This window comes from Parvibaculum sp. (genome assembly GCF_030651915.1).
Taxonomy (GTDB): Bacteria; Pseudomonadota; Alphaproteobacteria; order Parvibaculales; family Parvibaculaceae; genus Parvibaculum.
The window spans coordinates 521947-544805 of record NZ_JAUSBV010000002.1 but is presented as its reverse complement, the minus strand read 5'-3'; the positions used below and the strand labels follow the sequence as shown (position 1 = coordinate 544805).

Here is a 22859-nt window from a genome sequence, read left to right as displayed (position 1 = left end):
CTGCCCTCAGAAGCGGATGGCGAGCTCGGCTTTCAACCCGTGATCCTGCGCATCCGTGCCGTATTCGCCGGCATAGCCAAGCGTCAGCACGGTTCGCGCACCGAGCTTCATGTCGATACCGGCCTCGAACGCCAGCGCGTCTTTCGAGATCGGCGCACCCTGCACCGTGAAGGTGCCGGCGGGCGCCGAGGCGAAAGCGGCACGGGCCGAGGGGTCGACATCGCCAAAGGCATGACGCCAGGCGAGCGCGCCGTGAAGGGCGACGTTTTCGCTTTCGCGCCGCGCCCTGAGGCCGAGCGTCGAGATGCCGGTGGTGTGGCCGTCGCCGGCAACGGTGAGCGCCGCCGGGCCGCCGCGTTCGGTAAAGCCCTCCGTCTCGACATGAACGACCGCCAACCCGGCAAAGGGTGTGAACACCGCCGAACCGCGCGCGAGGTCCGTGCCGATTTCGGCCGCCGCCTGCAGCGTGTGGGCGTCGTAATCGGCGCTCAGGCGGTTGGTGAGGCCGCCGACCACGACTGTGCGTGTGGTCTCGGCCTGCTGATAGCTATAGGCAAGCGTGCCCTTGAGATCGGCGGCGCCGAGCTTCATGCCGGCATAGCCGGCGATGTGGAAATTGTCGCTCTCGCCCGAGGAACGCCGCGCATCGACATCGAATGTCGATCGGCTGTAGCCGAGCGCGAGGCCGATGCGGCTGTTTTCGCCGAGCGCCTTGTCGGCACCGCCCAGGATACCGGCCGCGGAACGATCGAGATCGGCTGCATTGCCGTTGCTGTCGGTCTCGCCCCATGAACCGAAAACATGACCCCAGACGACGCTTCCCGAACCGTCGCGCATCTCATCGCCCGCCGCCGGCACATAGGCCAGCGCCGCCGTTTGCGTACCGCCGCCGAACAACGTCCTGAGACGCGCCAGCAGCGCTTCGCGAATCTGCTGCGCCGAATGGAAGAAGGCGGTTTTGGCGCTGGCATGCGTCTCGCCCGACAGCGCATCGAAAGCGGCGCGCGCCTCATCCTCGGTCATCACCAGGATTTCATCGTAAATATCGTTGCCGCCGCCCAGCGCATCGGCCGCGCCGGCGACGTTGAACTGGTTGGGCGTGCGCGCCGCATCCTGGAAGGCCGCGACGAGATCGAGCGTCAGGAAGACATTGTTGGTGTCGTAGCTGAGTGTCGGCGACAGGAAGGCGAAGTTCGAGGTGACATCGTCGAAGGTGCCGACGACATCATTGGCGGTGAGGATCGTGTAGAGCGTGCTCGGCGCGTAAGTGCCGGCTTCGGCGAAGACGCGCACCGTGCCGCCATTGATCGTCGCCTCATTGTCGACCTGCAGCAGATCGCTGTTGCCGGCATCGTCGACCTCGACATCGAAGAAGCTGCCGGCGGCGAAGGCAACATTGTCGGCCTGCAGCGTGCCGATCGAATTGCCCGGCGCGATGATGCCGCCGATCAGTGTGTTGATCGAGCCGGTGACGGGGCCGCTACCGCCCAGCGTGCCGCCGCCGGACACCGAGACGTCGGGCAGGACGCCATTGACGACCAGCATACCGCCCTGAACGGAGGTACCGCCGGTCAGCGTGTTGATGCCCGAGAGGATCAATATGCCGGTGCCGGTCTTGGTCAGCGAACCGCCGATGCCCGAAATGACGCCCGAAACCTCGGTCGAGAGATCGTTGCCGCCGACGACAAGTTCCTTGCCGAGACCGAGCGTGAAATCGCCGGCGCCGGCGATCGAGCCGACTTCGAGACTGGCCGCGACGAGATTTTCAGTCGTGAAGATACCGCCGGCCTCGACAATGAACTGCGCCGTGCCGCCCGTCGCCGCGTTGCGGAAATCGACCGTGCCGCCATTGGTCGTGGTGATGACGGCATCGCCCGCCGAGGCCGTGTCGCGGAAGAAGAGATCGCCTTCGTTCTCGATTTCGGCGCTGCCGGCGGTGGAACTCTGCGTGAACTCGGCCATGTTGTTGTTGACGATGACGGCGGTGCCGCCGCTGGCCGAACCGGAGAAGGTCAGAACCTCGTTGTTTTCGATGCTCGCTTCATCCGCCGAACTGTCATCGGTGAAGGCAAGGCCGCCATTGTTGATGAAACTGGCGCCGCCGGCCGTCGATGAATTGTAGAAGCGCGTGCTGCCATCGGCGGTGTTGGTGATTTCGGCGGTGCCGGCTGTCGAGTTGTCCTCGAAATCGATATAGCCGCCGACTTCGATGGTCGCGGCGCCGGCACTGGCATTGCCGCGGAAATAAAGCTCGGCGTAATCGACGCCGTCGCCCTGGACATCGACGACGGCATTTTCGGCCGAACTGTTATCGTCGAAGACGCCGGTTGCGCCATGCTCGAAGATCAGGCCGGCGGTACCGGCAATGGCATTGGCGATGAAGTTGAGAGCGCCGCCATTGCGGGTCGTGATCGTGGCGCCGCCCGCCGTGCTGTCGTCCTCGAAATTGACTTCGCCCGAATTGCCGATTTCCGACGATGCCGCCGTCGAATCGGAACCGAATCGGACCACGCCTTCGACGTCGTTGGTGATCGTCGCTGACCCGGCTGAACTCTCCGTCAGAAAGTTCAGATCGTAGTCATTGTAAATGGTCGCCGCGCCAGCATTCGACGTGTGGTCGAACGAGACCGCGCCGTTGAGAATGTCGATCTGCGCCGTGCCGCCGGTGGCGTCGTCGAAGAACTGCACCGAGCCGCCATTCTGGACGGTAATCGTTGCGCCGCCCGCCGTGCTGTCGTCCTCGAAATTGACTTCGCCCGAATTGTCGATTCCCGACGATGCCGCCGTCGCATTGTTCCTGAAGTTCAGCGCGCTGCCGGCCTCAGCCGAAATCGTGGAGGTGCCCGCCGTGGCATCGTCCCGGAAGGTCGTGATGCTGTCGTTCAGAAGGGTCAGCGAAGCAGAACCTGCGGTGGCCTCTTCGGAAAGGTCCATTTGGGCGGCGTTTCCGATTGTCGCCGTGCCGAGCGTGACGGTTCCCGAGGCCGCCATGTAGCTGTTGTTGGTGATCGTGGACGCGCCTGCGCTTGTCTCGTCGTAGAAAAGCAGCGAGCCGAACGCATCGTTGACGATGGTGGCATTGCCCGCGGTCGCCGTGAACCCGAAATGGATCAGATCGGTGCTCGTGATCGAACTTCCGGCGGCCGAGCTGTTGTTGAAGAAGTAGATCCCCCCGGAATTGATGTTGAACTCCGTGTTGGTGCCCGCGGTCGAGTCGTTGAAGAAGCGAATGCTCGTACTGCTGTTGTTGGTGTTGAACGTCTGGGTCTCGATGCCGTCGTTGACGATGCCGTCGCCCTCGAACGAGAACCTGGCACTGGCATTCAGATTGATGGTGAAGGCATCGGACGGGTTGCCGAAGGTGATGCTGTCGAGCGTATGGATGCCGTTGACGCCGATGGTGGTCTCGGTCGAATTGCCGAAGGTAATCGCGCCATCGGGAACGCTGGGATTGCTCGACCAGTTGAGGCCGCTGTTCCAGCTGCCGCTGACGGGATTGGCGAGCCATTGCCCGTCGACCGCCAGCGCCGGCGCCGACATCAGCGCCATCACCGCCGTGGTTGCCATCAACATGCCGCGCCGGTTGCGCCGCGACGCCGCCATTTGCCGTTCGACCGTCTTGCCCATCTCTCATAACCCCCACCTGCCGCGCAGACGCGACAGGCGCCCGCTGACGGAAATTTCGATGGGCGGAGTAGGACCCGGACGAGGCAAAGCCCGCATACCCCGGATGGGGTATGCGCGAAGCAGGGCCGGAATTCACTGGAATCAGGACGTCTTGAGCGCGGTTTCCAGCCGGTCGAGCACCAGATCGGGATGGGCGAAGAAGATCAACTGCCCGGCATTCTCGACCTCATGCAACGCGACATTGGCATAGCGGCCGGCGAAATCGCGCACCGACCAGACCGGCACCGCCGGGTCGTGCGGCCCGTGCAGCAGCGCCACCGGCTGGCTGACGGGCGCCACATAGCGGCTCCAGTCCTGCATCAACAGCCCGGCATCGATCTCGAATGCCTTGTAGCCCTGCGCCACCATGAAGTCGTAGCCGTCGCTGAGATGCGGGAGCACATCGTCTCGCTGCGCCACCGGCCAGTCGGCGACGGCGCTTTCATAGAGCGCCTTCATGAAGGCGTGGTGGCCGCCGCTGTCGATCAGCGCCACGGCGGCGCGCAGGATCAGCCGCGAGAAGCGCGGCGCGTATTTCGTCGTATAGGCAACGATGCGCTGGCGCGGCGCCAATGCCGAAATCTGCGCCCCGGAGACCACCGGCACCGTGCCCGAAACATTGAAAACAAGCGGGATACGCGGCCCCATGCGCGCCGCGATCGCATAGGCATAAAGCGCGCCGCTGAGATGGCCGAGCACCGGACAGCGCGCGATGCCGAGATGATCGAGCAGCGCTTCGGCATCGGCGGCGAAACGCTCCGGCGCACCCTCCGCCTCGCCGTCGTGATCCGATCCGCCGAAACCGGGACGCGCCGGAACGATGAGATTGATGTTGCGCGCCGCAAGCGCCTCGCGGTTGAAGAGCGGTGCCGCATAACCATCGAGCATGCCGTGAATGAACAGCACCGGCCGGCCCTGCGGCGCACCGATCCGCGTGTAGACGAGCTTGCGCGGGCCGCGCCGCAACACATCGAACAGCGCCGAGGCACGCCGCCCGCGCGCCATGATGCGGCCATCGCCGCCCATATCGAATTGCGCCAGCGCCGCCGTCATGCGGATCAGCTCGCCCTGCGAATGCGCCTCGGTCTTGCGCAGCACCGCTTTCATCTGTGTCCGAACCGTCTCGATCGAACTCTTGCGCGCATCGGCGATGTCGCGCGCCGAGGCGCCGGCCATCAGCGAGCGGGCGATTTCGCATTCGGCCTCGCTGAGCCCGAAGGCCTGCCGCAGCACGGCGCCGATGCGATCGTTCCAGGCAAGATCGGCAACGCCGAGAAGGCCGAGCGGCGCGTCGCCCTCGCGCACCGGCGCGCGCGTCAGCGCGACGATGAAAGCCGAACCGTCGCGGACCGAGAAGGCGCGCGCCACCGCCAGCAGCCGTCCCGGCGGTTCGTCGCCCATGCGCGCCAGCGCCTCGCGGATCTGGCGCATGCCGTCGGCATCGACCGGCAGCGTGTCGAGGGATTGTCCGGCAGAAGCGCCGAACAATTCGGCGGAAGCGCCGTTTGCAGCGGCGATGCGCCCACCCGCTCCGAGCAGCATGGCCGGCCGCGGATCGGCCTCGACCAGCGCCGCAATCGGACGCCGGTCCTCGAGCGGCCGGCCGAGACGTTCGAGAATGGTAAAGGCGTTGAGAAAATGCCGCTCGATCTCGTCGCGGCCGGAAGGCCCCTGGGCATCGGCCTCCGGCCCGTCGAGCTCGCGGATGGCATCGGCGATGTGGCGCTCCCAGGCGGCCATCAGCTCGTCGTAGCGGCCGGGCTCCAGCACGGTCGCATAGACCTGGTCGACCAGTCCTGCCGCCTCGTCCACCGGCGTGTCGCCGTCCTCAACCTTCATTGCCGACCCCTTGACCCCCCAGCATCCCGGCTGGCACCGCCGGGATGCTACGCCGCACCCGGAGGATCGGCCATCGGCAATTTCGCCCCCTCACTCCCGCCAGTAATCCTTCGAGAACATGACGAGCACCGTCAGCAGTTCGAGGCGGCCGAGCAGCATGGCGAAGGCCATGATCCATTTGGCGCCATCGGGCAGCGACGCGAAATTACCGGCGGGGCCGACAACGGGCCCGAGGCCGGGGCCCACATTGGCGATCGAGGTGATGGCCGATGACAGCGCGGTGATGAAGTCGAGGCCGAACGCGGCAAGGGCCAGCGCGACGACAACCATGGACGCCAGATAGACGAAAACAAACAGCGCCACCGAGAAGACGATGTCGCGGCTGACCGTGCGGTTGCCGTAGCGCAGCGTCTGGGCGACATGCGGATAGAGCGTCTGGCGGATCTGCGTCCTGAGCAGCATGGCCAGCACCTGCAGACGAAACATCTTCATGCCGCCCGAGGTCGAGCCGGTGCAGCCGCCCAGAAACATCAGGAAGAGGAAGGCCATGATGGCGAATGACCCCCAGGCCGTATAGTCGGTGCTGGCAAAGCCCGTAGTAGTGACGATGGAGGTGACGTTGAAGGCGGTGTAGCGCAGCGCCGTGAAGAAGGAATAGTCGCCCCGCGCCGCCAGCCAGAGCGCCATCACGATGGTGACGGCGGCGATCAGCGTGATGAAGCCGCGCACCTGCGGGTCGCCCCAGAGCGTCTCGCCGCTGCCGCGCGCGGTATGGATGTAGAGCACCAGCGGCACGGCGCCCGAAATCATGAAGATAACGGCGATCCATTCGGCCATTGCATTGTCAAAATAGCCGAATGAAGCGTCATGCGTCGAATAGCCGGCGGTGGCGACCGTCGTCATCGCATGGTTGAGCGCGTCGAAGGCCCCCATACCGGCCAGCATGTAGGCAAGCGCGCAGAGCAGCGTCAGCAGCAGATAGACCTCGCCGATGGCGACCGCGATCTGGCCGGGGCGCGGCAGCACCTTGTCGGAACGGTCGGTGCTCTCGGTGCGGAAGAGCTGCATGCCGCCGACCCGGAGGAAGGGCAGAATGGCGACCGCCGTGACGATGATGCCGATGCCGCCGACCCATTGCAGCAACGAGCGCCAGAGCAAGAGGCCGGGCGGCGTCATGTCGAGGCCGATCATCACCGTGGCGCCGGTGGTGGTGAAGCCCGACATGGCCTCGAAAAAGGCATCGGTGTAGCTCATGCCGACACGCGAAAAGGCGAAGGGCAGCGCCGAAAAGGCGCCGACCGCAAGCCAGGAGAGCACGGTGACGAGGAAAGTGGCGCGGTGACCGAGATCGCGATCCTCGGTCTGGTTGGCAAACATCAGCGCCCCGCCGACAAAGCCGGTGACGACAGCCGATCCCAAAAAGGCCTGCCAGTCGCCACTATTGGCGACAAGCTCGGCCAGGATCGGCACCAGCATCAGCACCGAGAGCGCCACCAGCAGCGCCCCGACCACAAGGCCGACAACCTTGGTGTTGTCCATCGATCCCCCGTTTGCGGGCCACCCAAGACCCTTTGCCGCATCTCGCCCGCCCGGCTGGCCGGGCGGGGGTCTTCGAGATATATAGGCATCGAGGGGTGGACGCCATGCCGGCGCCACGGCCCCGAACCCGCCGCTTCCCGCCCTTTTACACCGGCGCCGATCCATCAGTCACGAGAGACGAGTTCGCCCATGAGCCCTGCCGACAGCGCTGCCGCCAAATCGCCCGCTCCCGCCGCCGAAGGCATCGCGCTCGCCGACCTGCTGGCCCTGACCGCTCAATCGGTCGAGGCCGCCGACACGCTGCTGGCCAAGGCGCGGGCCGCCGTGTTCGCACGCGTCGCCAAAGACGGCAAGGTCGCGGCCGCGGCGATCGAGCGCGAACAATTTGCCGTGCATGGCTTTGCCTGGGCGGCGACCTATGTCGAAGCGCTGCGCCAGATGGCGGCCTATGCGGCGCGCATGACGCAGGAAAAGCGCTTCGGCGCCTTCGAGACACTGATCGTGCAGGCGGCTTTTGGCGAATATCTGAACCAGCTTGCCGGCGGCATTCCGATGAGCCAGGGCGAAATCGTGCGTCCCGCCGATCTCGGACTGACGGAAGACGATGTTGCCGCTTTCCGCGCCGCGCCGGCGGTGCGCCGCCTGACGGAAGCCGGCTTCACGCCGGCCGTGCGGGCGCGGCTCGCCGAACTGATCGCCGCCCATGCTGGCGCCGCGACCTATGGCGATGCCGGCCTTGAAGAGACCTATGACGCGATCCGCGAACAGATGCGCCGCTTCGCCGATGCCGAAGTCATTCCACATGCGCATGAATGGCATTTGAAGGACGACTACATCCCGATGCCGGTCGTCGAGCAGATGGCCGAACTCGGCGTCTTCAGCCTGACGATCCCCGAAGAATATGGCGGCCTCGGCCTTGGCAAGGAATCGATGTGCGTCGTCTCGGAGGAACTCAGCCGCGGCTATATCGGCGTCGGCTCGCTGGGCACGCGCTCGGAAATCGCCGCTGAACTGATTCTCGGCGGCGGTACCGAGGCACAGAAGGACAAGTGGCTGCCGAAGATCGCCAGCGGCGAAATCCTGCCGACAGCGGTCTTCACCGAACCCAATACGGGCTCGGATCTCGCCAGCTTGCGCACGCGCGGGAAGCGCGAGGGCGATGTCTACAAGATCAACGGCAACAAGACCTGGATCACGCATGCCGCCCGCGCCGACGTGATGACGCTGCTCTGCCGCACCAATGATCAGCCCGGCTACAAGGGGTTGTCGATGCTGCTGGCCGAAAAGCCGCGCGGCGACGACGCCAATCCGTTTCCGGCCAAGGGCATGTCGGGTGGCGAGATCAAGGTGCTCGGCTATCGCGGCATGAAGGAATTCGAGATCGGCTTCGACGATTTCGAGGTCAAGGCCGAGAACCTACTGGGCGGCGAAGAGGGCCAGGGATTCAAGCAGTTGATGCAGACCTTCGAAAGCGCCCGCATCCAGACGGCGGCGCGCGCCGTCGGCGTCGCGCAATCGGCGCTGGAACTCGGATTGCGCTACGCGCAGGAGCGTGTGCAGTTCGGCAAACCGATTTTCGACTTCCCCCGCGTCAACGGCAAACTCGTGATGATGGCCGTCGAGATCATGGTGGCACGCCAGCTGACCTATTTCGCCGCGCGCGAAAAGGATGGCGGCCGGCGCTGCGACCTCGAGGCGGGCATGGCCAAGCTGCTGGCCGCGCGCATCGCCTGGGCGGCGGCCGACAACGCCCTGCAAATTCACGGCGGCAACGGCTTTGCGCTCGAATATCCGGTGAGCCGCGTGCTCTGCGATGCACGCATTTTGAACATTTTCGAGGGCGCGGCCGAAATCCAGGCCCAGGTCATCGCCCGCCGCCTGCTCGAAGGCGGCAACTAGGTCAGCATTGGGAAAACGCAAAAATGGCTGAAATCTTCAACTGGCTGGCGCCCGTCGCCCTGATCGCCGTGCTGGCGGTGTTGCTGGCCGGCCTGTGGAACATGATGCGGGGCGGCTCGGCCAGCCGCTCGCAGACGCTGATGCGCTGGCGCGTCGGCCTGCAGTTTCTGGCCGTCATCGTCATCATGGCCGGGCTCTGGCTGGCGAGCCGCTAGACGACGCTTGCCCTTTGCGTGTTAACCGGAAACTGAAGCCTCTCTGCCACAATCGACGGTATTCGCACCCGGTTGCCGTGCGGCCGCTCGCAAGTCGGGCGGCGGCACGCTAGCATCGAGGCGCGTTCGCAGTTTGAAATCGGGGGTTCCAACGTGACTGGCAAGACAGGCTTTTGTGCCGCATTGATGGCGGCAACTCTTTTTTGCGCGCATGCGCCGGCATCGGCCGAGGGCTTTATCAGTGAAATGCGCATCGGCGTGATGGATCACGACTCGAGCATTTTCCACAATACGTATGAGACGACCGATCCGGACATCAATTTCGAAGTCCGTTTTGCCTCGCCCGAATTTCTCTCCTGGGCCTTCGCGCCGCGGCCGCTGATCGGCGGCACGGTCAACACCGGCGACGGCACCAGCTTCGGCTATGCCGGCCTCGGCTGGACCTTCGACCTTACCGATGCGTTCTTCATCGATTTGACGTTCGGCGGCGCCGTGCATGATGGCTCGACCAACGGCAAGACCGCAACCAGCAAGGATTTCGGCTGCCGGGCGCAATTCCATGAAAGCGCCTCCGTCGGCTACCGCTTCGACAAGTCGAACGCGGTGATGCTGTCGGTCGAGCACATGTCGAATGGCAGCCTCTGCACGCGCAACGAGGGGCTGACCAATACCGGGATCCGCTACGCCTATACTTTCTGAGTGCCAAAAAATCCGTGTGAATTCCCGAAAGGGCGCCGCAAGGCGCCCTTTTTGGCATTTGGGGCAGGGGCGCGCGGGGCGTATCATGCCGGTTTTCCGGTAGAGGCCCCCCATGACCGACCAGCCGATCTCCGCCGCCGAGCATCCGAAGAAATCGGTGACGATCTCGGGCCGCGCCATGACCTATGTCGAGATGGGCGCCGGCGACCCGATCGTCTTCCTGCATGGCAATCCGACGTCCTCCTATCTCTGGCGCAACGTGATGCCGCATCTGAAGGATCAGGGCCGCTGCATCGCGCCCGACCTGATCGGCATGGGCGATAGCGACAAGCTCGAACCTTCGGGCGCCGAGCGTTACACGTTCCGCGAACATCGCCGCTTTCTCGAGGCTTTTCTGGAGACGGTCGGGGTGACGAAGAACGTGACGCTCGTCATCCATGACTGGGGCTCGGCGCTGGGCTTCGACTGGGCGAACCGCAACCGGCGGGCCGTCGATGGCATCGCTCATATGGAGGGGATCGTCCGCCCGCTGGCCTGGAGCGAATGGAACGAAGCCGCACGCGGCATTTTCAAAGGCTTCCGCTCGGCCGTCGGCGAGACGATGATCCTTGAAAAGAACCTCTTCATAGAGACGGTCCTGCCGGGTTCGATCATCAGAAAGCTGACGCCGGAAGAGATGGACGTCTATCGCCGCCCCTTCCGCGAACCGGGCGAGGACCGCCGGCCGACGCTGACCTGGCCGCGCCAGATCCCGCTTGACGGCGAACCGGAAGACGTGGCCGAACTCGTCGCCGACTATGCGCACTGGATGGCCGAGAACGATCTGCCAAAACTCTTTGTCAATGCCGAGCCCGGCGCCATCCTGATCGGCGCGCAACGGGAATTCTGCCGCAGCTGGAAAAACCAGACCGAAGTGACCGTCAAAGGCAGCCACTTCATCCAGGAAGACAGCCCGCACGAAATCGGCGCGGCCGTTGCCAAATGGCGCAAGGTCTGGAAGAAGGCCTGAGCGTCGGCGGGACTTGATCGGCAGCGCCGACCGGGCGAGGCTGGGACCCGATTGGCAACAAGGGGAGGCTTCGATGTCGCGAAGCGAAACGTTCAGCGGCGGATCCAAGGCATTTCACTGGGTGGCGGCGGTGCTGGTGCTGCTGATGCTCTATGGCGGCTTCAACATTGCCCGCGAAACCGCAACCTGGCATTTCGGCTTCGGACTGATCGTCCTCGTCGTCATGGTATTCTGGCTCGGCTGGCGCATGAGCAAGCCGCGCCCGGCGCTCCCCGCCATGCCACGCTGGCAGGAGATCGCCGCAAAGTCGGTTCACCATCTGCTGATGCTCTGCCTGACGCTGCAGCCGATTTTCGGACTGATGATGGTCACGACATCGAAGCGCGACCCGGTGGCTTTCGGTGTCATCCCGCTGAAGATCGTGCAGAACGACACGATCAACGGGATCGGCAATGTGCTGCACGGCATCAACGGCCGGCTGCTGCTGGCCCTGGTCCTGATCCATATCGCGGCGGCGCTCTATCACCACTTCGTCCTGAAGGACAACGTGCTGAAACGGATGCTGCCTTTCGGGAAAGGCTGACGGCGCGCGCATGGTCACGCTGAACAAGATCTATACCCGCACGGGCGATGCCGGCACGACGGCTCTCGCAAGCGGCGAGCGTGTCCCGAAACACGCCCTCCGGATCGAGAGTTACGGCACCGTCGACGAGACCAACTCGGCCATCGGTGTCGCGCGGCTCCACACCGATGGCATGGAGCCTCTCGATGAAATGCTGGCCCGCATTCAGAATGACCTCTTCGACCTTGGCGCCGATCTCGCGACGCCCGACCGGGGCGAGAAGCTCGGCTACGAGCCCTTGCGCATCGTCGAGGCGCAGGTGACGCGGCTCGAGACCGAGATCGACACGTTGAACGCCGATCTCGAGCCCTTGCGCTCCTTCGTGCTGCCGGCGGGCGTTCCGGCGGCGGCCCATCTGCACCTTGCCCGCACCATCTGCCGCCGCGCCGAACGACTGGTGGTGGCGCTGGCCGAAAAGCCCGAGGAACGCATCAGTGGACCGGCGCTGCGCTACCTGAATCGCCTCTCCGACTTCCTTTTCGTGGCCGCCCGTTACGTCAACAGGGGCGCCGACGGCAAAGGGCCCGGCGACGTGCTGTGGACACCCGGCGCCAGCCGCTGAAACCGTCCGGACGCGCGGTCCGGTCGCGTTGACAGGAGAGGGCGAGGCCACTAGGTTGCCGCACCGCAGCAGGAGCTAATCTCGCTTTTTGCCGGCAGGCGGAATTTCCTCAGGGAAACAGCCATTTCGCGGACCGTCCGCCGCTTCGAAAGACCCACACCAAGACCGGCGCCAGGGTTTCACGGGGCCGGGGCCACACCCCCGGATTTCCGACGCCCCCGGCAACGCGCAGGGAGTTCGCCTCAATGAAAATCCTCGTCCCGATCAAGCGAGTGGTCGACTACAACGTCAAGATCCGCGTCAAGTCGGACCAGACCGGTGTCGATCTCGCCAATGTGAAGATGTCCATGAACCCGTTCGACGAGATCGCCGTCGAAGAAGCGATTCGTTTGAAGGAAGCCGGCAAGGCGACCGAAGTGATCGCGGTTTCAATCGGCGTCCAGCAGACGACCGAAACCATCCGCACCGCGCTTGCCATGGGCGCCGACCGGGGCATCCTGGTAAAGACCGACGAGACGGTCGAACCTCTCAATGTGGCAAAGATCCTCAAGGCCATCGCCGAAGAAGAAAAGCCTGACCTGATCATTCTCGGCAAGCAGGCCATCGACGACGATTGCAACCAGACCGGCCAGATGCTGGCGGCGATCCTGGGTTGGGCGCAGGGCACCTTCGCCTCCAAGGTCGAACTCGAAGGCGGCAAGCTGAAGCTGACGCGCGAAATCGACGGCGGGTTGCAGACCTTGATGCTCAGCATGCCGGCGGTGGTGACGACGGACCTCCGTCTCAACGAGCCGCGCTATGCATCGCTCCCCAACATCATGAAGGCCAAGAAGAAGCCGATCGACGAAAAATCGCCTTCGGACTACGGCGTGGACGTGAAGGCCCGTCTCGAAGTGCTGAAGGTGACCGAACCGCCGCAGCGCCAGGCCGGCATCAAGGTCGAATCGGTTGAACAGCTTGTGTCGAAGCTCAAGGAAGCGGGAGTGATCGGATGACCACGCTTGTTATTGCAGACCACAACAACAAGGCCCTGAACGACGCCACGGCCAAGACCGTGACGGCAGCCTCGAAACTTGGCAGCGACGTTCATGTGCTGGTGATCGGGCATGATTGCAGCGCGGTCGGCGAAGCGGCCGCAAAGCTCGACGGCGTCAAAAAGGTGCTGGTGGCCGATGACACGCTTTACGCACACCCGGTTGCCGAACCTCTTTCGGCACTGGTCGTGAGCCTTGCGGGCGGCTATGACGCCATCGTCACCGCCGCCACCACCATCGGCAAGAATTTCATGCCGCGCGTGGCCGCCCTTCTCGACGTGGCGCAGATTTCGGAAATCATTGCCGTCAATGGCGCCGACACGTTCGAGCGTCCTATCTATGCCGGCAACGCGATCCAGACCGTCAAGGCGACCGACGCCAAGAAGGTGATCACCGTGCGCACGACCGCCTTCCCGGCGGCGGGCCAGGGTGGATCGGCCACGATCGAAAAGATCGGTGCCGGCGACAATCCGGGCCTCGCCGAATTCGTTGAAGAAAAGCTGACCAAATCGGACCGCCCGGAACTGACCTCGGCCAAGATCATCATCTCGGGCGGCCGCGGCATGCAGAACGGCGAGAATTTCGCCATGCTCGAATCGATCGCCGACAAGCTGGGGGCCGCCGTCGGTGCCTCGCGCGCGGCTGTCGATGCGGGCTTCGTGCCCAACGACTACCAGGTCGGCCAGACCGGCAAGGTTGTGGCGCCGGACCTCTACATCGCCGTCGGCATTTCGGGCGCGATCCAGCATCTGGCGGGCATGAAGGACTCGAAGGTCATCGTCGCCATCAACAAGGATGAAGAGGCCCCGATCTTTCAGGTCGCCGACTACGGACTGGTCGCCGATCTCTTCAAGGCGGTGCCGGAACTGGAAGCCGAACTGACCAAAGTCGGTCTCTGAACCGCCGCCGGCCCCTCCAGGGGCCCGCGCTACCCTGAAACGGCGCCGCCTCGAAACAGGCCGGCGCCGTTTTCGTTATCGGGTCGTTATCGGGCGCACAACGACCAAATCTTTGCTACCTTTGTCGGGCGGGGCGATGCGCAACCGGGCCCGCCAGCCGGGATGGAACGAGATGAAAATTCGTAAAGTAGGCGTGATCGGCGCTGGCCAGATGGGCAACGGGATTGCGCATGTCTGCGCATTGGCAGGCTACGACGTGTCGCTTTTCGACATTTCAAAGGAACGCATCGAAGCCGGCCTCGCCACGATCGACGGCAACATGACGCGACAAGTCGCGAGCGGACGTATCACCGAGGCTCAGCGTGACGCCGCGCTGGAGCGTCTCGGACCGGCAGCCTCAATGGAAAGTTTCGACGACACAGACATCGTCATCGAGTCCGCGACCGAGGTCGAAGAGGTCAAGCGCAAGATTTTCGCCGATCTTTGCCCGTATCTGCGCGAAGACGCGCTGATCGCCACCAACACCTCATCGATCTCGATCACCCGCCTCGCCGCTTCGACCGACAGACCCGAACGGTTCATGGGCATGCATTTCATGAACCCGGTACCGGTGATGGAACTGGTGGAACTGGTGCGCGGCATCGCGACCGATGATCCGACATTCGAGATTGTGCGCGGCTTTGCCGAAACGCTCGGCAAGAAGATCGCCAATGCCGAGGACTATCCGGCCTTCATCGTCAACCGCATCCTGCTGCCGATGATCAATGAGGCCGTCTACGTGCTTTATGAAGGCGTCGGATCGGTTGAGAGCATCGACAAGGCCATGCGGCTGGGCGCCAACCATCCAATGGGGCCGCTGCAGCTTGCCGACTTCATCGGCCTCGACACCTGTCTCTCGATCATGCAGGTCCTTTACGACGGACTGGCGGATTCGAAGTACCGGCCCTGCCCGCTTCTGGTCAAATATGTCGAAGCCGGCTGGCTCGGCCGCAAGACCCAGCGGGGCTTCTACGACTATCGCGGCGAAAAGCCGGTGCCGACGCGGTAAACACCAGCCTGCGCCGCGCGCTGCCGCGCGCCGACAATTCGTTAACCGGCTCATGCGACACTTGCCGAAAGTTCGGCAAAGGACGCGGAAAATGGACGGACGAGCGGGAGGCAGCTTCGGCGGCGGTGAGCGGGCGCGGAAAATCACCGACGAGCCGCAGTTCCTCGATGCGCCAGAGCACGCGCTCGTCGCCGAGTTCTTCAACTATCTCGAAGGCAAGCGCGGCACCCGTGAGATGGCCGACCGCGCCGACATATCGCCGGCCGACCTCGTCCGCTTTCTGCCCAACATGATCATCGCCGAGGCCGTGAATGGCGGCGAAGACTTTCGCACACGGCTCTTCGGCACGGCACTTGTCGAGCTGCTGGGCGAGGAACGCACGGGCAAGCTCCTGTCGGAATTCGCCGAGGAAAACACGATCCCGACCGACCAAAAAGCGGTTCAGACGCGCTGGCTCTATATCACCCGCAAGGCTTTTTTCGGACGCAAAGCAATCTTTCTCCGCGTGCCGTTCGCAGCCTCGAACCGGCTTTATCTCGTCGGTCATGCCATCTCGGTACCCATCACCGCCGGTGGGACAGAGCCCGCGCAAACAATCGGCGCCATGTTCATCACCCGTGCCGACAGGCAGCCGAACTAGCGCCGGACACATCACGATCAACGAATCGAGAGTGGCGACGACCGTTCTATCGCCCTTGGGGTTCGTTACGGTGACCCTTCGCCCGTTCAATCACGGCATTGAAAGGTTGAGTGCCGCCTCGATCAGGACTTTGGCATCCTGGCTATCCCAATGAGCCGGACCAACCAGACGTCCAATCTCGCGACCATCCGGCGCGATCAGCAGCGTTGTCGGAAGACCAAAGGCGCGGAGCGCGACATTGGCCCGCGCGGTGGGGTCGATGTAGAAGCCGAGACGGTCGATGCCGTTTTCGGCAAGGAAACGTCGGACAAGGCCGTGGCCCCGGTGGTCGACGCTGAGCGCCACGACCTCGAAACGCTCGCTCCCCAGCGCCGCCTGCAGCCGGTCGAGTGCCGGCATTTCCTCACGGCAGGGCGCACACCAGGTCGCCCAGAGATTGAGGAGGACAAGCCGACCCTCGAAGTCACCGAGCGTCAGATGCCGGCCTTCCTCCCCCTCGAAACCGACATCGGGGACGGCCGCAGGGGTCGTATTGGCTCGGAAATTGGCCATGTCGCCCACAGCCAGCGCCTGCAGGGCCGGTGGCTTGGCTCCGTCTGCAAGATTGTCCGGGTTGCCGCCCCCCCAGACGATCAAGTATACCGCCCCGACGATCAAAAGGGCGGCGCCGGCCAGAATAGCGATAGACTTCGGTCCGATCTGAACCATGGAACAATCCGTTTCCTCCCCGGTTCAGGCTCGCGGCCGCCCGGAGAAAGACGATGAGCAACAAGATGTGGGGCGGACGCTTCGGCACCGGCCCCGACCGGATCATGGAGGAAATCAACGCCTCCATAAGCTTCGACAAGCGCTTTTTTGCCCAGGATATCGCGGGTTCGAAGGCGCATGCGGCCATGTTGGCCGAAACCGGAATTATCTCAAGGGATGATGCCGATAAAATCGTCGCAGGACTCGATGCGGTGCTGGCCGAAATCGAGGCGGGCAGCTTCGTCTTCAAGCGCGAGCTCGAGGACATTCACATGAATGTCGAGTCGCGGCTCGCGGAGTTGATTGGCGCCGTGGCAGGAAGGCTCCACACCGCGCGTTCACGCAACGACCAGGTGGCGACCGACTTCAAGCTCTATGTCCGCGATACGATCGACCATCTCGACGGTCAGCTCCGGGAGTTTCAGCTCGCACTGGTCGCAAAGGCCGAGGCCCATGCGGCAACGATCATGCCGGGCTTCACACATCTGCAGACCGCGCAACCCGTGACATTTGGCCATCATTGCCTCGCCTATGTCGAAATGGCGGCGCGCGACAGGGGCAGGCTTTCCGACGCGCGCAGGCGGCTCAACGAGAGCCCACTGGGCGCGGCCGCGCTGGCCGGCACGTCGTTTCCGATCGACCGCGCCAGGACGGCTGCCAATCTCGGCTTCGACGGCCCGACTCGCAATTCGCTCGACAGCGTGTCGGATCGCGACTTTGTGCTCGAAACACTGGCTGCCGCCGCGATCTGTGCGACGCATCTTTCCAGGCTGGCCGAGGAAATCGTCATCTGGTCGACGCCGGGCTTCGACTTCGTGCGGCTGCCCGACAGCTTCACCACCGGGTCGTCGATCATGCCACAAAAGCGCAACCCCGACGCGGCCGAGCTGGTACGCGCCAAGACGGGCCGCGTCGTCGGCGCGTTGACGACGCTTTTGATTGTCATGAAGGGTCTGCCGCTTGCCTATTCGAAAGACATGCAGGAAGACAAGGAAGCGACATTCGATGCCCTCGACGCACTGTCACTGTCGCTTGCAGCCATGACCGGCATGGTCGAGACCCTGACCGTCAACGAAAAGACAATGCGCGCCGCGGCGTCGCGCGGCTTTTCGACCGCGACCGACCTTGCCGACTGGCTGGTGCGGGCTCTTGGCATGCCGTTCCGGCAGGCGCATCATGCAACCGGCGCGCTGGTGGCGAAGGCCGAGAAGAAGGGTGTCGACCTCGACAAGCTGACGCTCGACGAAATGCGTGAGGTGGAGCCTGCTATCACCGATGAGCTATACTCTGTTTTGGGCGTCGACAACTCGGTCGCAAGCCGCATGAGCTTCGGCGGCACGGCACCCGACAATGTGCGTGCGGCGGCCGCACGCTGGCGCGCCGAACTCGATCGCGAAGGCGCTGGAAAGGGACGGGGAAAATGACCCTGCGATACGTCACGATCGCCATACTTGGTGTCTTTCTCGCTGCTGCCATAGCCGGTTGCGGCAAGAAGGGTCCGCTTGAACCACCGCCCGGCGCTGCACCCGCACCGGCTATAGCCGACGCCAAACTCGCCGCAGACGAAGAGCCGCCGATCGACTTCCTCCCGATGCAAGACGGCATGGGCACACCCCGCGCAACGCGCGGCAACGACGACTGAACGCCGCACCATGCATCATTTCGACTATCGCGGCGGCATCATGCATGCCGAGGACGTGGCGATCCCCGACATCGCGGCGGCGGTCGGAACGCCATTCTATTGCTATTCCAGCGCGACGCTCGAACGGCACTACAATGTCTTCGCTGCGGCCTTCAGAAACCAACCGGCCCGCATTTGTTATTCGGTCAAAGCCAACTCCAATTTAGCCGTAATCGCGACGCTGGCCCGTCTCGGCGCGGGCGCCGACGTCGTTTCGGAAGGCGAACTTCGCCGCGCGCTGGCAGCAGGCGTGACACCTGACAAGATCGTCTTTTCAGGCGTCGGCAAGACCGAAGGCGAGATGGCCTTCGCGCTCGAAGCGGGCATCGACCAGTTCAATGTCGAATCCGAACCCGAGCTTGAGCTTCTGGCGGCACTGGCCGCAGCGCGCGGTCTCATCGCGCGCGTCGCCCTTCGCGTCAACCCCGATGTCGATGCGAAGACGCATGAAAAGATCGCAACCGGCAAGGCGGAAAACAAGTTCGGCATTTCCTGGCAGCGCGCGCCAGCCGTCTATGCACGGGCGCGCGAACTGAAGGGCATCGAGGCCAGCGGCATCGATGTGCATATCGGCAGCCAGCTGACGACACTCGAGCCTTTTGCGGCCGCCTTTGAACGCGTCGCCGGCATGGTCGAAGCGTTGCGTGCCGAAGGCCACGCGATCCGCCATATCGACCTCGGCGGCGGCCTCGGCATTCCCTATCGCGGCGACAACGATGTGCCGCCGCATCCGGACGAATATGCGGCGATGGTGAAGCGTACGATCGGCCATCTCGGCTGCGATCTGACCTTCGAACCGGGTCGCCTGATCGCTGGCAATGCCGGCATTCTCGTCGCACGCGTCATCTATGAGAAGCTTGGCGACGACCGAGCCTTTCTCATTCTCGACGCCGCCATGAACGATCTTATCCGGCCAACGCTATACGATGCCTTCCACGACATCCGCCCGATTGCGGAGCCGGCTGAAGGCGCGGAGCGTCTTGCCTACGACGTCGTGGGGCCAGTTTGTGAAACCGGCGATTTCTTTGCCAAGGGCCGGGACTTGCCGCGCCTGAAGAGCGGCGATCTCGTCGCCATCATGTCGGCGGGCGCCTATGGTGCAGTGCAAGCATCCACTTACAACACGCGACCTCTGATCCCCGAAGTGATGGTCCGCGGCAGCGACTTTGCCGAGGTGCGCGCGCGCCCCAGTTATGACGCAATCCTGAATCAGGATATTATTCCGAGCTGGTTGGACTGACGGCGTTATCGTCCGCTGCATGCCCAGCCAATGAAAAAAGGGCGGAAAGCTTTGACCGGCCCCGAACCGAACGCACAGGATACGGTCGAAACACACGCCATGCGGCTGCCGCCGCACATCGAGCGGCGTGTACGAATTGCGCGCGCGCTGCTGGCCTGGCAGGCATTCTGGCCCGCGCTTTGGCCGGCAGCCGGCTTGGCCGGGATATTCCTGGTGCTGGCCCTGTTCGGCGCTTTCGCATTCATGCCTCTGCCGCTGCATTGGATATTTCTGGCGGGCTTCGGTACCTTGACCGTGTGGATGCTCTGGCGCGGGTTTCGTGAATTCGAATGGCCGACGCGAGCCGGTGCCTTTCGTCATCTCGAAAAATCCTCCGGCCTGAACCATTCCCCGCTTTCAGCCTATGAAGATGTCGCCTCGGAATCCACCGGCGACCCGGCGCTCTGGGTGGCACATCAGCACTGGGTGACCGGGCGACTGCGCAAGCTCCGCCTCAGCCTGCCGCAGCCGGGACTTGCCGCGCGCGACCCACGCGCGTTGCGCGCCGCCGTGTTGCTGCTGCTGGTCGTCGCAATTGCCGGCACAGGCCCCGGCCGCATCGACCGCATTGCCGCCGCGCTGCTGCCGGGTGCAGGCGTCTCCATGCAGGCAACCATTGAAGCCTGGATCACACCGCCGGCCTATACCGGAAAGCCGCCGCACTACCTCGACCGTCGTGGCGATCAGGTTCAGCTTGCGCAAGGAGAGATCCGCACACCACAAGGCAGCGTCCTGTCGTTGCGCGTGCATGGATTGAGGAATGCGCCTGTTCTCGAAAGCCACAATGGCGATGCGCGAGAGCGGCCCCAGGCGTTGAAGACCGTCGGCGACAACAACCATATGATCGATGCTTCGCTGACAGTGACCGCCGATCTCACACTGACCGAAGGAGGTCGCATGATCCGCGGCTGGCGCGTCGAAGTGACGCCCGACGAAGCACCGCAAATCGAACTGAGCGAGCCGCTGGCACAATCGGCATCGGGTGCCTTGCGGTTCGCCTACAAAATGTCGGACGACTACGGTATCACCGGCGCCGAGGCGCGCATCGAGCTCGATCTTGGCGCAACCCCCCAACAGGAAGAGGCGCGACCGGCGGCCGAACCGCGCGTGACCGCGCCTCATATACAACTGCCGCTGCCATCGCTGCGTCCACGCGAGGTCACGGGCGAAACCTATGCTGATCTGACACCTCATCCCTGGGCTGGACTGCCGGTGACGATCACGCTGGTGGCACGCGATGATGCAAACCAGGAGGGTATGGCCGAACCGGTCGAGACGATGCTGCCGGCCCGCATATTCACCGACCCCCTGGCAAGCGCGATTATCGAACAACGCCGCCGTCTCGCGCTTGATCCGCGCTCGGGCGCCAGTGTTGCGCGCTTCATCGACAATTTTACGCAGGACGCCGATCGCTATATTGACGACAAGGTCGTCTACCTTTCCCTTCGTGCCGCCTATTGGCGATTGACTGAGGCGCGACGAGACGCCGACCTTACGGGCATTTTTGATCTTCTCTGGTCAATCGCGCTGCGCATCGAGAACGGTGATCTTTCGCTTGCCGAAAGGGATCTTCGCGACGCACAGAAAGCGCTCGCGGATGCTTTGAGCCAGGGCTCAAGCGAGAACGAGATCGCTCGGTTGATGTCGGATTTGAAGGACGCCTTCAATCGCTACATGGACGCCTTGATGGCGGACCAGGGACCGATGCTCGAAATGCTGCCGTCGATCGACGCCCTCACGGATGCTCCGACGATCGAACGCCGGCAACTTGAAGACATGCTGAACGCGATCGGCGAACTTGCTCAAAGCGGCGCGCGCGACCAGGCCCAGGCCATGCTTCAGCAGCTTCAAGCCATCCTCGAGAATCTACAAATGCCCGGGCAGGCCGGACCGATGGGTCCGGGTGAAGCGGCCATGGCACAGGCGATCGACAAGATGGGCGAGATGATCGCCAAACAGCGCGATCTGATGGATCAGACCTTCGGCGCGATGCAGCACGGCGCTGACGAGGATGGCGGCGAGGGAGAGCAATCCGGTGCCGGCTTGCCAGGCCAGCTGCCGCAGGAGAGCGGGGCGGGATCGGCCCCGTCGCTCGAGGCGCTTGCCGATGCACAGCAGGCATTGCGCGACGAGCTGGGCGAGATTCTTCGGCAGCTGGGCGAAAGCGGCGCCGAGGTCCCGGCTGCACTCGGCAATGCCGAACGGTCGATGCAGGATGCCGGGGAGCGCTTGGGAGACGGCCGTGCCGACCGCGCCGCCGGCGCGCAGGGACAGGCGATCGACGAAATGCGCGCCGGCGCACAAGCCATGGCCGACCAGCTGATGCAGGGGATGGCGGGGCGGCAGGAGGGCCGGGGACGCGGCCAGTCACGGACCGATCCGTTCGGCCGGTCAATGCCGGGGCAGGACTCGGGGCAGGACGTCACCGTGCCCGACAAGATAGACATGCAACGCGCACGGGAAATTCTCGAAGAGTTGCGCAGGCGCGCCGCCGAACTCGGCCGATCCCGGATCGAACTCGAATATCTCGACCGGCTGCTACAGCGCTTCTAGGCGGTGCTGTCCAGCACCGACGCAACGCGAAGAACAAGCTCGTCGAGCGTGAATGGCTTGAGTAGAACGTCATGGATGATGGCTTCGAGCCCGTGGGCGCGTTCGCGCTGATCGGAATAGCCTGTCATCAGCATGATGCGCAGCGCCGGTGCATCGCGCGAAGCGGCAAGCGCCAGCGACACACCGTCCATCACCGGCATCAAAATGTCGGTCAGCAACAGATCATGAGGAACCCTGTTGGCGCGCGCGCGCGACAACGCCTCAAGCGCCGCACTCCCGTCGCCCGCGCCATCGACCTCGTGACCTGCGCCCTTGAGCGCACGCATAACAAAAGTTCTGACATCGGGCTCGTCTTCAGCGACAAGAATGTGCGCCATCGTCAGCTCTCCACAAAACCGATAAATGGCAATTGTCGATATGCATGGGCGACATCCATGCCATAGCCGACAACAAATCGGTCGGGGCAATCGAAACCGACAAAATCAGCAACAACATCGACAGCGAGCTTGCCTGGCTTGTGCAACAAGACGCAGGTGCGGATCGTGCGTGCACCGCGTGCGGCCATCAGGTTTTTGGCAAAGGCGAGCGTCCGACCCGATTCCAGTATGTCGTCGACAATCAGTACGTCGCGGCCAATGATCTCCACCTCTGTGTCGCGCACAAGACGCACCTCGCCGAGCGACCGTGTGCCCGCGCGATAGCTGGAAAGGCCGATGAAATCCATATCCGGCTCTACGCCCGCGTCGTGCAGCGCACGCAGAAGATCGGCGGCGAAAATGAAGCTCCCTTTCAGGATCGGAACAACAAGCGGATTACGGCCCATTGCGGCAGCGATCTCGCCGGCCAGCGCATGAACGCGGTGGCTGATCTCCTCCGCTGGATAGAGAACGGTGATGTCGGTGCCGGGCGGCGCAATCTGGCTCAAGAC

Annotated in this window: 20 protein-coding genes; 14 read left to right on the top strand and 6 right to left on the bottom strand. The window is 63.8% G+C overall.

The genetic code is table 11. The features are described from left to right. Positions 1-6 precede the first annotated feature (6 nt). The 3 genes from Q7V31_RS03145 to Q7V31_RS03135 all read right to left on the bottom strand — a co-directional run bounded on the left by Q7V31_RS03145 (position 7) and on the right by Q7V31_RS03135 (position 7044). Positions 7-3627, bottom strand: a complete 3621-nt coding sequence (locus tag Q7V31_RS03145; RefSeq protein WP_304732361.1) for an autotransporter domain-containing protein — start codon at positions 3625-3627, stop codon at positions 7-9. 141 nt (positions 3628-3768) lie between these two features. After that, positions 3769-5505 (bottom strand): alpha/beta fold hydrolase, encoded by a 1737-nt coding sequence (locus tag Q7V31_RS03140; RefSeq protein ID WP_304732360.1) that lies wholly within the window; start codon positions 5503-5505, stop codon positions 3769-3771. A 90-nt stretch (positions 5506-5595) separates the two neighbouring features. Then, complete coding sequence (locus tag Q7V31_RS03135) at positions 5596-7044, bottom strand: TrkH family potassium uptake protein (RefSeq protein ID WP_304732359.1); 1449 nt, start codon at positions 7042-7044, stop codon at positions 5596-5598. 189 nt (positions 7045-7233) lie between these two features. Between Q7V31_RS03135 and Q7V31_RS03130 the strand changes: the two genes are divergently transcribed. The 10 genes from Q7V31_RS03130 to Q7V31_RS03085 all read left to right on the top strand — a co-directional run bounded on the left by Q7V31_RS03130 (position 7234) and on the right by Q7V31_RS03085 (position 15671). Continuing rightward, the gene (locus Q7V31_RS03130; protein WP_304732358.1) at positions 7234-8943 is read left to right on the top strand and encodes an acyl-CoA dehydrogenase family protein; all 1710 of its coding nucleotides are present in this window, start codon (positions 7234-7236) and stop codon (positions 8941-8943) included. A gap of 23 nt (positions 8944-8966) precedes the next feature. Continuing rightward, positions 8967-9158 (top strand): twin transmembrane helix small protein, encoded by a 192-nt coding sequence (locus Q7V31_RS03125; RefSeq protein WP_304732357.1) that lies wholly within the window; start codon positions 8967-8969, stop codon positions 9156-9158. Between the two features lie 153 nt (positions 9159-9311). Continuing rightward, the gene (locus Q7V31_RS03120) at positions 9312-9857 is read left to right on the top strand and encodes an acyloxyacyl hydrolase (protein WP_304732356.1); all 546 of its coding nucleotides are present in this window, start codon (positions 9312-9314) and stop codon (positions 9855-9857) included. 112 nt (positions 9858-9969) lie between these two features. After that, complete coding sequence (locus tag Q7V31_RS03115; protein ID WP_304732355.1) at positions 9970-10866, top strand: haloalkane dehalogenase; 897 nt, start codon at positions 9970-9972, stop codon at positions 10864-10866. Positions 10867-10939: 73 nt separating this feature from the next. After that, a complete protein-coding gene (locus tag Q7V31_RS03110) occupies positions 10940-11449 on the top strand; it encodes a cytochrome b (RefSeq protein ID WP_304732354.1) in 510 nt (169 codons plus the stop codon). A 10-nt stretch (positions 11450-11459) separates the two neighbouring features. Further along, complete coding sequence (locus Q7V31_RS03105; protein WP_304732353.1) at positions 11460-12050, top strand: cob(I)yrinic acid a,c-diamide adenosyltransferase; 591 nt, start codon at positions 11460-11462, stop codon at positions 12048-12050. 245 nt (positions 12051-12295) lie between these two features. Continuing rightward, positions 12296-13045 (top strand): electron transfer flavoprotein subunit beta/FixA family protein, encoded by a 750-nt coding sequence (locus Q7V31_RS03100; protein WP_304732352.1) that lies wholly within the window; start codon positions 12296-12298, stop codon positions 13043-13045. Continuing rightward, positions 13042-13983 carry an electron transfer flavoprotein subunit alpha/FixB family protein gene (locus Q7V31_RS03095; RefSeq protein ID WP_304732351.1) on the top strand — a complete coding sequence of 314 codons (942 nt, stop codon included), beginning with the start codon at positions 13042-13044 and terminating at the stop codon, positions 13981-13983. Before Q7V31_RS03100 ends, Q7V31_RS03095 begins: the two co-directional genes overlap by 4 nt. 172 nt (positions 13984-14155) lie before the next feature. Next, positions 14156-15031: a 3-hydroxybutyryl-CoA dehydrogenase gene (locus Q7V31_RS03090; protein WP_304732350.1), complete on the top strand. Its 876-nt coding sequence runs from the start codon at positions 14156-14158 to the stop codon at positions 15029-15031. 91 nt (positions 15032-15122) lie between these two features. Then, entirely contained in the window at positions 15123-15671 is a 549-nt protein-coding gene (locus Q7V31_RS03085) for a PAS domain-containing protein (RefSeq protein WP_304732349.1), read from the top strand. A gap of 90 nt (positions 15672-15761) precedes the next feature. On the opposite strand, the gene Q7V31_RS03080 is transcribed toward Q7V31_RS03085, so the two are convergent. Then, positions 15762-16379, bottom strand: a complete 618-nt coding sequence (locus Q7V31_RS03080) for a TlpA disulfide reductase family protein (protein WP_304732348.1) — start codon at positions 16377-16379, stop codon at positions 15762-15764. Positions 16380-16432: 53 nt separating this feature from the next. Here Q7V31_RS03080 and argH point away from each other — a divergent pair, with 53 nt between their 5' ends. From argH to Q7V31_RS03060, 4 genes are read left to right on the top strand one after another with little or no spacing between them, the layout of a single operon-like run. Beyond that, positions 16433-17842 (top strand): argininosuccinate lyase, encoded by a 1410-nt coding sequence (argH, locus tag Q7V31_RS03075; RefSeq protein ID WP_304732347.1) that lies wholly within the window; start codon positions 16433-16435, stop codon positions 17840-17842. After that, on the top strand, positions 17839-18060 hold the full coding sequence (locus tag Q7V31_RS03070) for a lipoprotein (protein ID WP_304732346.1): 222 nt from the start codon (positions 17839-17841) through the stop codon (positions 18058-18060). The genes argH and Q7V31_RS03070 overlap by 4 nt, the downstream gene beginning before the upstream one ends. Before the next feature lie 10 nt (positions 18061-18070). Then, a complete protein-coding gene (gene lysA / locus Q7V31_RS03065) occupies positions 18071-19339 on the top strand; it encodes a diaminopimelate decarboxylase (RefSeq protein WP_304732345.1) in 1269 nt (422 codons plus the stop codon). Positions 19340-19390: 51 nt separating this feature from the next. Then, positions 19391-21931 (top strand): TIGR02302 family protein, encoded by a 2541-nt coding sequence (locus Q7V31_RS03060; protein WP_304732344.1) that lies wholly within the window; start codon positions 19391-19393, stop codon positions 21929-21931. On the opposite strand, the gene Q7V31_RS03055 is transcribed toward Q7V31_RS03060, so the two are convergent. Beyond that, positions 21928-22308, bottom strand: coding sequence for a response regulator (locus Q7V31_RS03055; protein WP_304732343.1), 381 nt, complete (start codon positions 22306-22308; stop codon positions 21928-21930). The two genes, Q7V31_RS03060 and Q7V31_RS03055, sit on opposite strands and share 4 nt — an antisense overlap. A 2-nt stretch (positions 22309-22310) precedes the next feature. Then, positions 22311-22856, bottom strand: coding sequence for a hypoxanthine phosphoribosyltransferase (hpt, locus tag Q7V31_RS03050; RefSeq protein ID WP_304732342.1), 546 nt, complete (start codon positions 22854-22856; stop codon positions 22311-22313). Between the last annotated feature and the right edge of the window lie 3 nt (positions 22857-22859).